Raw genomic sequence first — 14740 nt, forward strand, 5'->3', positions numbered from 1 at the left:
ATTAATGTCCTTATCACTACTGTATTTTCTCATTATGTCTCCGACAAAGTGCGGTAATTACCGCACTCTGTTAGTCAGAAACGTACTACTTTTTACTTGGGGTGGCATTTCCCCGGTTACCTCCGGACTTTTCTCCCGTTGTACTCGGCCAGTTTCCACCCGGTCCGGGGTGCGAAGAGGCACCACGGCCTTTTCCAGAAGATGATTTAGACATTGTTAGCAAATTCATATTTTTATTCCTGTATAAGTACCCAACATTGGGTAGACGAACAATAATAAAAATATGATGGCAGTGCGGTAATCTGTCTGGCGAAAAATTTTTTAAATTTACAGTTGTAAAATTTATAGCTTTTTTTCATATACTTAAACAAAAGATAGTTAACTCGTTTATTTCAACTTATTTCTAGTGACCTCTCCTATTTTTCATTTATATCTGAACGTATATCACTCAAAGCATTTTCTAGTTAACATCTTTTCAATAATATCGATTAAAAACAAACTAAAACTAAAAATAAATCCATCAATCGATTCGTAGCGACCCCAAGCTGTTTATATTTTATTCAAATAAGGTCGCGACTACTGATTATTTTTCGTTCTATAGAGCAAAAATAGAATTACACATAAAAAAGATAAAACCAAGTAAAGAAAAACAAGATAAAATTATATATTTCAACCACTTAAATACATCAAATTAAGCAAAAATGTCATATTTTGACAGTTTATCTTTATTTTGCACATTAAAGCCTGAAAATAATCACTTTATTTCTAGACAATCGATTCCAAAATGTTAGATCTAGATCCGAAAATTAGATCTAAACTGATCTTCGTGATCGATAATTTTGGAGCAAAACATGAAAGACATTTACCGTAAAGAGCATATGCGACGTATGCTTGGTAGATACAGCAAGTTCAACATCAGTGGACTTTTTAAAACACGAAAAGGGAAGTTTGGAGAAAATTGGCTTTTCTTTGAATCTTATCTTGAAAACGCCTTTTTTAATCAATATGAGTTCGACTCAAGCATTGTCACAATTGAAAGCCAGCCATTATCAATCTCTTACTATTTCAAGGGCAAAAAGCGCTTCTATACTCCTGATATCGGGTTAGTACAGTGCTCTGATAACGGGCTAAAAGCGAAGTTTAAGGAGGTAAAACACAGCTCTTCAATGGCGGATAAAACGACGCGTAATAAATACAAAAGAATTCGTCGCGTCTTTAAAAGACTGGGCTACGAATTTGAGGTCGTCACAGAAGAAAACCTCAAGTCGGAACAGGCTCTTAGAAACCTAGAAATCATCTACAAATCGGTGGGAAACATTACCAGTAATTCACCACTGATTGACGATGCGCTCTCATGTATACCAAGCTGCACGACCTTGGGGGAAGCCACGACGGCCCTCAAAGCGCTGCAAATCGATCCCTGTGTTCTTTACTACCTGCTTTACAAGCAGCTCTATCAATTCGACCTGAATCAGCCACTGCGCTCTTACACCCGACTAACCCGCAATATCCATTAACAATGTGAGGAGAAATGACTATGCAAGCCAACATATTTAAAACTGACACCCCGTTTAGAGTGGGTGATGAATACTACATCATTCAAGCCGTACACCCCGGTCAGACTGATACTGAGCTGTTCTGTAAGCCGTACGACCAAGACACAGGGAAGCCAAAAAGTACACGCAACGCGCCTATTTTTAGTGCTTCAGAACTTAAACGCATGATTTTTAGCGAGGAAGCCTGCCTGCTCGATCCTTATTTTCATCGGCATACCACTATGAGTCTGACGGACAAGCAAGTCCAGCAACAAGAAATGTGGCTCGAGTTTATTTATTTTCATATTGACCGGTGCAAGGGAACCAGACTACAAGCCGATGATTTGGTAGACGAATCAATAGAATTATTCAATTGGAATGCATATGGCTTCAGCCCCTACGGACGAAGTACCTGCCAAGCGAAAATATCAGCGTTTGTGCATTCTGAACAAGACCCTCGCTCTCTCGTTAATTGGGGTGGCGCGAGTGATAAGGGCCAGAGTCGACTGCCGGAGGCCGTAGAACTCGTCATTCTAGAATGTATTGTAGAAAAATACCTCGTTCGCAAAGACGAGAAAGAAAACTCAAAAAACAAAGTTGCTGATATTATTATTGCCCGCCTGAGAGAATTAAAAGCATGCGACCCAAGTAAATACAGCGTCGTTCCCTCGAAAGCCACTATCTACAACCGTTTTGACACTCTAGAGCCCCTCATGGCGGCCCAGAAACAGCTAAGTAAGCAAGAACAGAAGCGATTACGAAGAAAGCTAAAAGGCGAGCTTGTTGGCAATTATCCACTGGAGCGGGTAGAGATGGATGCTATTTATGTCGCCATTGGCTTGCTTGACGACGATGGCAAAACGTTTCTGGGGAGCGCCGTAGTTATGGTTGCTATCGACACTTTTACGCGAGCGGTAGTCGGCTACTCTTTAGACGTAGGCGAAAAAGCCAGCGAATCCGCAGATTTAGCAGTTGAATGCATTAAAAATGCGGTTTACGAAAAGGAGAATCCAAACTGGCCGATGTTTGGTCTTATGACCAAGATTATGCACGACGCGAGCACCTCTATCACCAGTAATTTATTTAAAAGAACCGCATTTGATTTGGGGGCGCATCCAGTAACAGTGCGCTCACATGAACCATGGGCAAAACCGTTTATTGAGCGTTTTTTCCTTACCTTGCGCATCGAGTTTTTGTCTGAACTTCCCGGCTATCTGGGCTCAAAAATCTTTAGAAGTACACGTCACCTTAATTCTGATGACACACTTAAGAATCACGCGACACTCACCGTTTCTGAATTTAGAGAAAAATTTGAAGAATTCATAACAGATTATTACCACGAGTCTGGGCACGCGGGTCTGAATTATCGCAGCCCAAATGATGTTTGGAATGAACAAATTGCAAATAAGTTTGTGCCTTCATTGCCAAATATCAGTAACGATATGGATAGTTACCGGGGTATACAGGTATCTGAGCGAACGCTCTATGAGCTGGGTTACGTCAAAATTGAAAATGAGATTTATCGAGACGACGCGCTCAAGAGTCTGTGGTTGAAAGGTGTTAGAAAGGTCACCGTTCAATATAGCAGAATTGGGGCCTCTTCTGTTGTTATCCCGGTCACCAAGGCCGCACATCAAAAAGCACTCGGCAAATCATTCATTATCGCCGAACGCCGTGATACCTCATATCAACCTTTAACGTCGCTTCGCTCCTCGTTAAATGCTGCTCGTGAGGGCGTAAACAGCCATCTCGAGAGGAAAGGTAAAGTGCGCTACACATTCGCTGGAGGTGTTAAAAACATATCTAAAAAATCTACAACCACAGAGGATACCACTAATTCCGATCAATCGACGAAGAGCAATCCTAGCACGTTTGATAATGCACAAGTCATCGATACAGACGCCCCCGATGCTAAGGGCCAGCTAGATAAGGCAACTCAAAATTGGGCATCCCAGACAACGGAGAATTTGACTGACACAGTGTCAGAATCCACACGAACTGAGGTGTCAATCAGGGTGGGAGAAGAACTATGAGCAACATTAATACCATGCTAACTGCCATCAAAGAATTACCACATCGCACGGTAAGTACAGGCACCCTAGTCGATGACATTACGAACATTCTGAATGATGCGGAAGATACGATTATTACACAGTGCGGTGCTTGTGCTGTTATTTCTGGGGACTCAGGAACAGGCAAAACGGTGTTGCTTGAAAAAGTCGTAGAGCGGTTCAATGCAATGTATCAGTCTTCAGAAGTTCCAAACAAAGGAGTTTATGTTCGTTCGCCCTCGAACATGAAACCTTTGGATTTACTGCGTAAAATCCTTTCTGCTTTTGGCGAACCCGGCAGAATCCGAGGAACCGAAGATGAAATGCGTCACCGTATTTCACAGCAAATTACAAACAAGAACATCAAACTGATCGTATTTGATGAATTCCAACAAGTGGTCGAAAAATTACGTGAAAAATCAGTTAGGCAACAAGCTGATTATCTTAAAGAATTACTCGATGACTACGATGTATTCATGGTATTTGCTGGAACACCGCGCGTGACTGAAATTCTCGATGCCAATGAACAATTTAAGTCGCGCTGCAACCGCGTTATCTACAAATCGTTAATGTCGGTCAGTACGCCAGAAAGTTACTCGACACTGGCTAGCTACCTTACTACTCTACAGAGCGTTCATAAAATTGCTGGCACTGATTTGTCTCATGCGTCGATAGTGCTACCCATACAACATGCGACAAATGGAGATTTACGCGGCATAACACGTACTCTGGTGAAAGCGTGCCAGCATGCCCGCCGTGCCAACCGTGATAAGCTTATCAAAGATGACTTTCAGGCCAGTTGGGTGCCCTCATCAAGCGCTGGAAAGAAACAAGTTGTAAACCCTTTTCGCCGCCAGCTTAGCGTGTTGAAAAAAGATATGGGGGTGAACTATGAGCTCTAATCAAACCTCCTCGCAGACGACTCCTTGGGGCGTATGCGCGGCGATTGCGGATTTTTATGGCTTTACATCCCCGGCTCGATTGCTTTCCAACCTAGGTATCAATGCGCCTAAAAAATGGTATGCGTATTCGCAGGAAACTGTTGATTTATTGCTTTCCAATAAAACCATTGCTCTCGAGATGGAGATGAGTGGGCTGCTCAAAGATGTGCATTACGCTTCGGTGTATGACAAAAATGCTCACTCTCAGTCATTGAAAGTGTGCAAACATTGTCTCAAGGAAGGGGTACTTCACCACTTTGGCTGGCAAGCGGTGGAATCAACGGTGTGTATCAAACACTGTGCTCCCCTGACTGTTAGTTGCTCACACATGTACGCTGATGACAGTTGGAGTGACTCCATTCAATGCAAAGCCTGTCGTACATCTCTGCCAATAACAGAATCGATACCAAAGTACGAATGTTATCTCGAGAGTCTTGGCAGCGATGCAGAGAAAATAGCGTTCACGTCCGCGTTAAAAGCGCTGGCAGAACGTATGGTCAGGCCCTTTGACTTTATCACAACGTCTATCCGATGGAACAAGCTTGCCCCGTCGCAAGTCAGCAAGCTACTGGAAGATGCTTTCTATCTTGGCGGAAGTCCTAATTTGTTAGCCCTATGGCAACATCTCATTGGGCAACATCGCAGTGAAGTAGCAGTGCTCGGACAGACTGCCTTGAACATTGAGATGACATCTTTGCAATCGGTCATCAAAAAGTTTTGCTGGCAAAGTTGTAATTTAGAAGGCGATAAAGCTAGTCCGGAGGCTTTATTATTGAACTATCATATGTCGCCCATCCCCAAAGAGGCGATTACTGAGCAATTACGTTATAAGTATTGCCAGCAACCTGAGGAGTTTAGCTTCCTGATATCTGGTGTAATGGCTGCTAAACTATTGGGTGTGTCCCCAAAGACAATTACCGAACTTTTGAAATCAGGCACGCTAGAAGGGGTTCATGTTTGTCAGCAACCAGACAAGCAATTATTCGATATTAGAGAATTAAAGCAGTTACTGTCAGGGCATAACGTTGATGGCTCGCCCCAGAACAACGACTATATTGATGTAAATGACATCCCAAATGTCATTTACGAGCTCTATGACTTTACGCCTGAAACACTGGTCAACAAAGCACTGACCGGTGATGTGAAATCGCAGATTCGCGTCAACTCAACCATTCACTACATTAACAGTCTTCAAGTTTCTTCGGAAAGTCTTAAAGCGCTGCTGAAGAAGGCATGGGATGACTTGCAAGATTGTCCGAAAGCAAAAGCAGCTAAGATACTGCGGACAAACATTCAAATTGTGAACGACTTAGTCAAGCAAGGTTTCTTGTGTGTAAAACCAAGTAACCCTGAACTGATAGACGCCGACTCGATTCGTAAGTTCGTTGATGAATATCTGTTGGTCAACCGGAAAGCAACATTTAGTCGTTCACGAAACATAGCGCAGAAAATTGCATCATGTTGCAATGTAAAACCCATACTTTCTGCATATATGAACCCTACCAAAACCGATTTTGTCGTTTTCAAAAAATCAGATCTGTCGCCCTGTTGCATGCAACATGTCCCAAAAAGATTCGCACACTTTGCAACAAATCGGGTCGACTTATCTAAAAACGTTCGATTACTGTTCAACAATTTTTCAGGAGATGGCAATGGGCACCGGTACAACTAAATACCTTATAGCGACAACTGCATGTCAGAAATCTCAGCAATCGCTGTTGGATTGGATGAATACGCTGGGAGAAGTTGCATATGAAAGGTTTATGATGGCCGAAAATAAAGCAACGGGCTACTTAACCATTGTATTCACATGGAGCACTGGCACAGAAGACGAAAAGCAAGCCAGTGCATTTAAAAAATACCTAAGCGACGTTATTGAGCTTATAGAAGGAATGCAACAGGCCGATGGAAAAAATCCAGTTTCAATGAATTTTTTATGCTGTGAAAACAATCAATTAGTAATGGTGAATCCGTATCATCAAACTTCACCGGGATAGAATCGGCAATTTAAAAATAAGATGCTTAAAACAACAGCCACATTTCACTAATCAAATTTTGTTCAACTCGAACTTAAGTTCGCTTATCTGCCGCTGAGACAATTCAGCAAAAATTGCTGAATTTTGTTGACCACCTCAAAAAAATCAACTTTGCATACAAGCCGCCATCGATATATATTGAAGGATAGCGACGCCTGTTCTCACATCCCGTGAGCGTAGGGTTGAGCTGATTTTAAGTGCTATATCTTCATTCCACTTCAGTTCTGGAGAAATGACTTCGTTCCAGTCTTTTTCTAGAAACTTTTGAAGAGGGCTATTAGAAACTCGCCCTCAACTTTCCGTGAACACAAGAAGCCGCATTCCAGCTTTGGACTGGAAACGACAATTATTGATTAGGCTAATAGTAAAACTCTATCTACGTAATAGTGTGTGCAGCGTCCTCTGGTCGAAGTAGCTTTTTGAGTCTATATCATTGTTCTTATTAAAAATCATGATTGCCTGGTACAGGTCTTCTGATAACTTTCCATCTGCAGGACCTTTAAACAATCCTAATTCTAGAAGGGACTTCTGGACTTCTACCACTACTTGCTTGTAAACATTAACAGTAGCACCGTTTACATTCACCTCTTCTGCGCCAACAAATTCTTTTACACGATTATTGAAAAGCTCATTAAGCATTTGTGTTGATGCTTGAAAATAGCTCAACTTTTGGTTTTTTCCGCAGTAGTGATAAATATAATTCGAGAGTGTTTCTACCGTTTCCCACGATGAAACATCGAAGGTTTCTGGCCAATGCTGGTTTTGACCTGTGATATAACCGTTCAGCCATCCTGCAAATAAATATTTCTGCGACTCGTTATTTTCAATAGCCTCTCTGAAGGTTTCACAAGAGGTATTACCCACGCCTTTTACCGCAAACTTTCCGTTTTTATCTATAGCGATAGACTCACCTGAGAACAAGAAAAGCAACAAAATAAATGCACTATACTTCATATTAAATCCCTTTTATAAATAAGCCGCCGATATAGTTCGACGGCTGCTCTAGTCGATAAAAACTTTATTTACGCGCTTTTACTTTTCTACGAACTAAGAACAATCCAGATATTAGAAATAGTGCTAACATCTGCGGTTCATCAACTCCAGTTGTTGGAAGAGAGTCTACTGTTAAGGCAGTCATCAGCAACTCGGTTGCGTCACCGTCCCAGTCTAAAAACAAAGGAAACGCTGTGGCAAAATCAGGGTCTTCAACATCGAGGAAGCGATCTAAACCTACTATACTAAATTCAGAAACAGCAAACCCTAGCGAAGAGAAGTCAAATAACTCTCCTGGGCTTAAAACTTCTACAACACTACCGGCTACTACAAGTTCGATGTCACCGAAACCCAGCGATTCACTGGGTGCTTGCAGGCTCGTAAAAGCAGCGCTTCCAGCCAGTTCATATTCGAAGCCATAAGCGTATGGTGGATCGAACCAGCGGCCTGGCTCTGGTGAAGTAAAAACAAATTCACCTGGTGCAGGTACAAAAGGCAATACAGGATTATTTTCATTAGCACCAGGCTCTATACCGCCAACGCCACCAAAGCCAAATAAAAATGTGGCAGGTAAACCTTCATCAGCAGAACCGGCTTGCTGACCTAACGAATAGACGTCAGCATTTAAAAGATCTAATGCTGCAATGGCAGCCTCTTCGCCAGCCGCACTTCCATAGAAGATGTTAAATGTACGTGCACCACCCGCCTCAATTTCACCAAAAGCGAAATCAAAAACAGAACCGTGATCAGCAGGTCCGTTGTCCACAAAATCTACATTTATAGTACTTGAATCTATAAAGCTTGCGGCAACTAGAGGATCCACATCTGCGAAACCGTTATCGCTAGCAAACCTTACGTTACCACCGTTCGACTCCAAATTAGCTTCAACACCAACGTGGGTAACATATTCGTTAAATTCAGTGGGTGGAATATCCCAATCCATAGCGCGACGGTAAACAACATCGTTTAGTACGCTGCCTGTATTATTTGTTATGGTAATTGAAGCTTGAAACACGCCTTCAGCAAGAGACCTGCCATATGCATGCTGCACACTAACTGCTGCGTCACTTAGATCTACCGATGAAGTAATTGCGAAATCAGTTGCTCCAAATGTTCCTCCAGTCAAGCCACCAATACCGCCGTTGTCGACGCTCGCCCATCCAGATACACGATTGTCAAATGTGGTTACTGCTACCCCCCACCCTTCGCATAGACAACCTGGCGCCGTCGCATCACCTAAACCATCTCGCCATAAACCAACAGGCTCCCCACCAAATTCAGCAAGGAATTCATCAGACAAGCCATCTACGTCTGAAGGATAGACATTTAAGTGGCCCTCAGTATTGACGCCTAAATAGGTATCGCCGTATTTTATAATAGCTGAAGCATTAGCTATAGACGCACTCAAACAAGATGAGATTATAGCCATACCCAGCAGCGTTTTACTGCCTCTGAGAAATTTCATATGTTAATCCTTTTTTAATATAAAAATTACAGGTAAGGACTTCATTAAATGAAGTATAAGCTGCACTGCATAATACAGACCACATGTTAAGACCATGTAAACATTGATTTTTCTAAAGACACTATGAAAAAAAGTAAAGAAAATTGACAGCACTAATATAGAGATACCTCAAACTACATATTTCTTTTTTTAGGGGTTAGGTACTCAAGTTTATATCTCAAGGCCAAAAGTCCCTGTGGGTGTTATTGAAAAGGAAATAATTTCTCTTGAAATATGACATCAATAAGGGTCACGTATTACCTTACGATGGATAAGCAACACTTAATTAACTGTATTCAGATCTTAAGAAGCCAATGACACCAACTAGCTAGCTAAACTTGAGAGCAGGGTCGTCTACACGACCTTTGCGAAAAATCTTCACATCTTCTGCATAATTGAACGACATCGACCAGGGAAAATGCATGCCTTGCCGAGGTAACTTATCTAATGAACGCTGAATATATCCTGCACCAAAGTTTAGCAACGGCTGTGTTTCCATATTCGGGTCTGCAACAGGGGTACACTGCGTGAAGCCATGCTTTTCCATATGATTGAGCAATCGCGTGAAATGTTCACATAGAAGGCCAATTTTTAGTGTCCACGATGAGGCTGTATAGCCCACCGCAATGGCAAAGTTGGGCACACCACTGAGTAACATACCTTTATAAGTGACGCATTCTGGTAGCGAAATAGCTTCACCATCAATTCTTGGTACTATCCCTCCTAAAGGCAAAAGGTTTAGTCCAGTGGCTGTTACTACAATATCTGCTTCAATATGCTGGCCCGAAACAAGTTTAATGCCTGTTTCAGTAAACGTATCTATAGTATCCGTTGCAACCGAGGCCTTCCCTCCAGAGATGGATTCAAACAAGTCTCCGCCAGGAACTGCGCAAAGTCTCTGCTCCCAGGGATTATAAGGCGGGTTGAAGTGCTTATCGACGGGATACCCCTCAGGCAGCATTTTGATGTTTAAGCTACGTATGATTTTTCGCGCTCGTTTCGGGAAGCGCTGACAAAATGCGTATACCCAGCGCTGTTTCGCAATGTTGAACCGTCTGGCTGCATTAAATGCGATATCGTCGTTAAACAACGCGCGTAAATGCTTTGCGATAGGATCTTCTACAGGCACAGGCAATACGTAAGACGGCGTTCTTTGAAGCATTGTCACGTGAGAGGCTGTTTTTGCAATTGCAGGCACCAGTGTTACCGCGGTGGCGCCGCTTCCTATTACAACTACTCGTTTATTTTCGTATTCCAGATCTTCGGGCCAATGCTGGGGATGAACGATCTGACCTTTGAAGCGGGATTGCCCTGAAAATTCTGGCGTGTAGCCTTTGTCATAACGATAATAGCCTGATGCATTAAAGATCCATCTTGCAGCTACTTGTTCACCTTGCCCGCTTTGTTCTGATTCAAGCGTTACCAGCCAATACTGTTTGTCAGTTTGCCAATTTATATCAACCACACGGGTTAAAAAACGTATGTGCTCTTTAATTCCGCTTTCTACCGCCGTCTCTTTTATATAAGCTTTTATTGAGCGTCCATCTGCAATGGCTTTTTTCTCTTTCCACGGTTTAAAGTCGTAACCAAAGGTAAATAAATCGGAATCTGACCGTATTCCCGGGTACTTAAATAAATCCCAAGTGCCACCGAGGTCGCCTCGTGCCTCAATAATCGAATAGGACAAGTCAGGACATTTCTTTTGAATGTGATAAGCACAGCCAATTCCGGAAATTCCCGCGCCAACAATCAATACATCTAAAAATGGCACTGTATTTTGCATGCTCGACCTGAAATGATAACCAACATTTCACATCACTGTATGTTTTGGTCGGGAAGTAGTCAATGAAGACTGTTAATTTGAGGTTAACGCAACTTGATGGCTCATTGATGTTGCGCTAGAACTTAGTTTAATATTCGCCCTTCACACCAAAAAGCGTGTCTCAGTGTTTATATTGCGGGGTCAAAAGAAGAATGAGCCTTCTCTCGCTCTTGGGTTTCCGTTAGGTCGAAACCCGTTTCTGCGAAATCTTCAGCGCTAATATTGTGTAAATTATCGGTACATACATCGCCACCTAGTGACTGTATGACCTTGCACATCTCTTCCACTTTGATGTCCATTTGGTGCATATGCTCTAGCATTATGCCCATCGCATTGGCCACAGGATCAGGGTTATCTGGCGCGACAGCATAGGCATCAAAACCATATTTCTGGGCAATTTTATCTCGCTCGGGGTTTACCGTGGCATTCGACTCTTTTTGCTTAGTAATAATAATTCGACCGGGAATGCCAACTGCTGTAGCGCCGTCTGGAATATCTTTAACAACTACAGAATTAGACCCTACTTTGGCGTTTGCACCAATGGTAATCGGCCCTAATACTTTAGCCCCCGCTCCCACGACTGCGCCGTTTTTAAGGGTTGGATGGCGCTTGCCAGCTTTCCAGCTAGTACCACCAAGAGTCACCCCATGGTAAAGAGTAACATCATTGCCAATTTCTGCAGTTTCTCCGATAACGACGCCCATACCGTGGTCGATAAATACCCGTCGTCCCAACGTTGCCCCTGGATGAATTTCAATGCCCGTAAGCCAACGACTAAACGTTGATAAGGTACGTGCCAACCATTTCCATTCTGCCTTCCACAATTTGTGGCTAATTCGATGTAGCCACACAGCATGAAGGCCAGGATAGTTGGTTAGTACTTCAAAGGTATTTCTAGCCGCAGGGTCGCGGTGAAAAACACCTTGAATATCATCTTTTATACGGGCGAACATAGTGTTTACTCTTTTTCTTCTATCGTTGGTGCAGGGTCTGCATCGCCTGAGTTAGCATTCTTCACCGATTTGTCGATAGACGCCAATATTCCGCGCAAAATATTAAGCTCTTGAGATTCAGGACGTGCGCGGTTAAACAAGCGGCGTAGCTTAGTCATTACCACACCTGGATGACTTTTGCGAATGAACGACGTGCCTTCCAGCGTGGTTTCCAAATGCGTATAAAAACGCTCTAAATCGTCATTTAGCGGGTATTCTTCTTCAACGCTTGGATAAGTTTCGCGATTTAAATACGCCATGCGAATTTCATAACACAGTGTTTGAACTGCAGCCGCTAGGTTAAGCGAGCTATATTCAGGGTTAGCTGGAATGCACATATGGAAGTGACATTGCTGCAATTCTTCGTTAGTTAAACCACTGTTCTCACGGCCAAAAACCAAGGCTACTGGGTACTTTTCTACTTCCTGTACAAGCTTCTCGCCGCAGTCGCGCGGGCCAAGCATAGGCCACGAGTGAGTACGCGAACGCGCTGACGTTCCTACCACTAAGCCACAGTCTTTAACAGCTTCTTCCAATGTACCTACTATTTTAGCATTTGCCAGCACATCGCCCGCACCTGCAGCTAGGGCACTCGCTTGACCATCGGGTTCGTTTACTGGGTCAACAAGATAAAGGCTACTCAAGCCCATGGTCTTCATAGCACGCGCTGTTGAGCCGATGTTTCCCGTGTGAGACGTGTTAACTAAAATAATGCGAATATTCTCGAGCATGCGTGTAATACCTACGTACTTATTTGGATAGCGTCTTTAATTCGATAATTCGCGATCTTGGCGCACTATCTTATAGACTTTAATAGTGTGAAGTTTAACACAGCGGCAGTATAGATGGCTATTCACGCTATTGTGCTGGGATTTCATTTGCATCGCGCATAGATTCTGGTAGACTCCGCCCGTTTTCGTAAACAACTAGCTATTTTTTATACAGCTGGTTTGTTTCATTGGTCTTTTACAATTGGTGGTTTATCTATGCATCCTATGCTGAATATTGCGGTGCGCGCTGCGCGTGCGGCTGGAACAGTTATTGTTCGTGGTTTTGAAAAACATAATGAAGTAGCAACAGAGTCAAAAGGTTTAAACGACTTCGTTACTCAAGTTGATAAAGAAGCAGAACAAGCGATTATTGCCAAAATTCAGCAGTCTTACCCGAACCATTGCTTCCTAGGTGAAGAAGCGGGTGAAGTTCTAGGTACAGAAACTGACTATCAGTGGATTATCGATCCGCTAGATGGCACCACTAATTTTGTAAAAGGCATTCCTCACTTTGCCGTTTCGATTGCACTTCTTCACAAAGGTCGTCTAGACCAAGCGGTTGTTTTCGACCCAATTCGCAGCGAATTATTTACCGCAAGCCGTGGTCAAGGCGCACAGCTAAATGGCTATCGTATTCGTGCTTCTAAGCCTCGTGACCTTTCTGAAACCATTATTGCTACTGGCTTACCGTTTAAGAACAAATCTCAATTTGGCGAGTACGCATTAAGCCTTAACAAGATTTTCCACGAAGTGGGTGACATTCGCCGTGCAGGTAGCGCAGCGCTAGACCTTGCTTACGTTGCAGCTGGCCGCCACGACGGTTACTGGGAGCGCGGCATTAAATCTTGGGATATCGCAGCAGGTGAGCTTATTGTTCGAGAAGCTGGCGGTTTGGTAACAGATTTTAAAGGCGGTAACGACCCACTTCACAAAGGCGAAATTGTTGCTGGTAGCGTGAAGGTTGTTCAAGGCCTAGTTAAGCATCTTAAGTAAGAAGTACCTTGAGTAAGCTCAACACCTTACATAGCTGAGTAGAGCCCTAAGGAAATTATTGAAGGAAGGCGCTATTAATGGCGCCTTTTTTGTAGCCATTTGGCATAAAAAAACCGCATCATAGATGCGGTTTTTTGTACGTATCACGAAGATAGGACTAAGGCATAGGATCTAAGTCTGCGCCTTCCTTTTCCACTTGTGGTGGCATTAGGTCTTCTTTACTAATACCCAATGCAAGTGCTACTGAACTCGCAATATAAACTGACGAGTAAGTACCTACTACCACACCAAATAACAATGCAGTGGCAAATCCGTGAATAAGCGCCCCCCCCTTGTAGAATAACGCAACCAATACCAACACCGTGGTTAATGAGGTGATGATAGTACGGTTTAGGGTTTGCGTAAGCGAGATGTTGATAATCTCAACTGGCTCACCTTTGCGAATTTTGCGAAAGTTCTCACGAATACGGTCAGATACAACAATGGTATCATTAAGTGAATAACCAATTACCGCAAGCACCGCTGCTAGTACCGTTAAGTCGAACTCAATTTGAAGTACAGAGAATAGACCCAGTGTGAGGATCACATCGTGCATTAGCGCCGAAACCGACCCTAAAGCGAAACGCCATTCAAATCTCATAGCGACATAAACCAAAATACACAAGAGTGCGACTAGCATCGCAAGACCGCCCTGCTCGGTAAGCTCTTCCCCTACGTTGGGGCCTACGAATTCGATACGACGCATATCAACCGCAGTACCGTCAGCTCGCAGCGCTGCTAGCACCTGCTCACCAATAGTCACGGCTTTCACGCCATCACGAGGAGCAATGCGGATAAGTACATCTTGGCTGCTGCCAAAATTCTGCACTATAGCATCTTCAAAATTTGATTCGTTGAACTGTAGGCGAATCGCCTCTAGATCAGCCGAATCTTCGTAGCCAACTTCAATCAGCGTCCCGCCCGTGAAGTCCAACCCCCAATTAAGGCTATTTACACCCAAAGAAACAAATGAGCCGATAATAAGGATAGTCGACAGCACCATCGCAGGAATGCGAAGTCGCATGAAATTAACGGTTTCGGATAATTTTAATAACTGCATTTTA

General features: G+C 43.2%; 13 protein-coding genes. 6 read left to right on the forward strand and 7 right to left on the reverse strand.

Annotated elements, in window-relative coordinates; translation table 11 throughout:
- Nucleotides 1–85: 85 nt before the first annotated feature.
- A complete protein-coding gene (locus ACXAFM_RS03240; protein ID WP_474833315.1) occupies nt 86–229 on the reverse strand; it encodes a hypothetical protein in 144 nt (47 codons plus the stop codon).
- A gap of 622 nt (nt 230–851) precedes the next feature.
- Between ACXAFM_RS03240 and ACXAFM_RS03245 the strand changes: the two genes are divergently transcribed.
- From ACXAFM_RS03245 to ACXAFM_RS03265, 5 genes are read left to right on the forward strand one after another with little or no spacing between them, the layout of a single operon-like run.
- The gene (locus ACXAFM_RS03245) at nt 852–1517 is read left to right on the forward strand and encodes a Tn7 transposase TnsA N-terminal domain-containing protein (protein WP_474833318.1); all 666 of its coding nucleotides are present in this window, start codon (nt 852–854) and stop codon (nt 1515–1517) included.
- Between the two features lie 20 nt (nt 1518–1537).
- A complete protein-coding gene (locus ACXAFM_RS03250) occupies nt 1538–3568 on the forward strand; it encodes a hypothetical protein (RefSeq protein ID WP_474833321.1) in 2031 nt (676 codons plus the stop codon).
- A complete protein-coding gene (locus ACXAFM_RS03255) occupies nt 3565–4488 on the forward strand; it encodes a TniB family NTP-binding protein (protein WP_474833324.1) in 924 nt (307 codons plus the stop codon). The genes ACXAFM_RS03250 and ACXAFM_RS03255 overlap by 4 nt, the downstream gene beginning before the upstream one ends.
- A complete protein-coding gene (locus ACXAFM_RS03260; protein WP_474833326.1) occupies nt 4478–6199 on the forward strand; it encodes a hypothetical protein in 1722 nt (573 codons plus the stop codon). The genes ACXAFM_RS03255 and ACXAFM_RS03260 overlap by 11 nt, the downstream gene beginning before the upstream one ends.
- Nucleotides 6180–6524, forward strand: coding sequence for a hypothetical protein (locus tag ACXAFM_RS03265; RefSeq protein ID WP_474833329.1), 345 nt, complete (start codon nt 6180–6182; stop codon nt 6522–6524). The genes ACXAFM_RS03260 and ACXAFM_RS03265 overlap by 20 nt, the downstream gene beginning before the upstream one ends.
- A 411-nt stretch (nt 6525–6935) precedes the next feature.
- Here the strand turns inward: ACXAFM_RS03265 and ACXAFM_RS03270 are convergent, their stop codons facing one another.
- The 5 genes from ACXAFM_RS03270 to trmJ form a co-directional block, all read right to left on the reverse strand.
- Entirely contained in the window at nt 6936–7517 is a 582-nt protein-coding gene (locus ACXAFM_RS03270; RefSeq protein ID WP_474833332.1) for an HdeA/HdeB family chaperone, read from the reverse strand.
- Between the two features lie 64 nt (nt 7518–7581).
- Entirely contained in the window at nt 7582–9021 is a 1440-nt protein-coding gene (locus ACXAFM_RS03275; RefSeq protein WP_474833334.1) for a hypothetical protein, read from the reverse strand.
- 367 nt (nt 9022–9388) lie between these two features.
- A complete protein-coding gene (locus ACXAFM_RS03280; RefSeq protein ID WP_474833337.1) occupies nt 9389–10843 on the reverse strand; it encodes a flavin-containing monooxygenase in 1455 nt (484 codons plus the stop codon).
- A 167-nt stretch (nt 10844–11010) separates the two neighbouring features.
- A complete protein-coding gene (gene cysE, locus ACXAFM_RS03285; RefSeq protein WP_474833340.1) occupies nt 11011–11835 on the reverse strand; it encodes a serine O-acetyltransferase in 825 nt (274 codons plus the stop codon).
- 5 nt (nt 11836–11840) lie between these two features.
- The gene (gene trmJ / locus ACXAFM_RS03290) at nt 11841–12605 is read right to left on the reverse strand and encodes a tRNA (cytosine(32)/uridine(32)-2'-O)-methyltransferase TrmJ (protein WP_474833343.1); all 765 of its coding nucleotides are present in this window, start codon (nt 12603–12605) and stop codon (nt 11841–11843) included.
- A 255-nt stretch (nt 12606–12860) separates the two neighbouring features.
- Here trmJ and suhB point away from each other — a divergent pair, with 255 nt between their 5' ends.
- A complete protein-coding gene (gene suhB, locus ACXAFM_RS03295) occupies nt 12861–13637 on the forward strand; it encodes an inositol-1-monophosphatase (RefSeq protein WP_474805685.1) in 777 nt (258 codons plus the stop codon).
- 157 nt (nt 13638–13794) lie between these two features.
- On the opposite strand, the gene secF is transcribed toward suhB, so the two are convergent.
- Nucleotides 13795–14736 (reverse strand): protein translocase subunit SecF, encoded by a 942-nt coding sequence (gene secF / locus ACXAFM_RS03300; RefSeq protein WP_474833345.1) that lies wholly within the window; start codon nt 14734–14736, stop codon nt 13795–13797.
- Nucleotides 14737–14740 lie beyond the last annotated feature (4 nt).

It is taken from the genome of Alteromonas sp. ABD4_190 (genome assembly GCF_056160105.1).

Coding starts and splice junctions, on each gene's coding strand:
- ACXAFM_RS03240 (WP_474833315.1), bottom strand. CDS start 229: ATGAATTTGCTAACAATGTCTAAATCATCTTCTGGAAAAGGCCGTGGT.
- ACXAFM_RS03245 (WP_474833318.1), top strand. CDS start 852: ATGAAAGACATTTACCGTAAAGAGCATATGCGACGTATGCTTGGTAGA.
- ACXAFM_RS03250 (WP_474833321.1), top strand. CDS start 1,538: ATGCAAGCCAACATATTTAAAACTGACACCCCGTTTAGAGTGGGTGAT.
- ACXAFM_RS03255 (WP_474833324.1), top strand. CDS start 3,565: ATGAGCAACATTAATACCATGCTAACTGCCATCAAAGAATTACCACAT.
- ACXAFM_RS03260 (WP_474833326.1), top strand. CDS start 4,478: ATGAGCTCTAATCAAACCTCCTCGCAGACGACTCCTTGGGGCGTATGC.
- ACXAFM_RS03265 (WP_474833329.1), top strand. CDS start 6,180: ATGGGCACCGGTACAACTAAATACCTTATAGCGACAACTGCATGTCAG.
- ACXAFM_RS03270 (WP_474833332.1), bottom strand. CDS start 7,517: ATGAAGTATAGTGCATTTATTTTGTTGCTTTTCTTGTTCTCAGGTGAG.
- ACXAFM_RS03275 (WP_474833334.1), bottom strand. CDS start 9,021: ATGAAATTTCTCAGAGGCAGTAAAACGCTGCTGGGTATGGCTATAATC.
- ACXAFM_RS03280 (WP_474833337.1), bottom strand. CDS start 10,843: ATGCAAAATACAGTGCCATTTTTAGATGTATTGATTGTTGGCGCGGGA.
- cysE (WP_474833340.1), bottom strand. CDS start 11,835: ATGTTCGCCCGTATAAAAGATGATATTCAAGGTGTTTTTCACCGCGAC.
- trmJ (WP_474833343.1), bottom strand. CDS start 12,605: ATGCTCGAGAATATTCGCATTATTTTAGTTAACACGTCTCACACGGGA.
- suhB (WP_474805685.1), top strand. CDS start 12,861: ATGCATCCTATGCTGAATATTGCGGTGCGCGCTGCGCGTGCGGCTGGA.
- secF (WP_474833345.1), bottom strand. CDS start 14,736: ATGCAGTTATTAAAATTATCCGAAACCGTTAATTTCATGCGACTTCGC.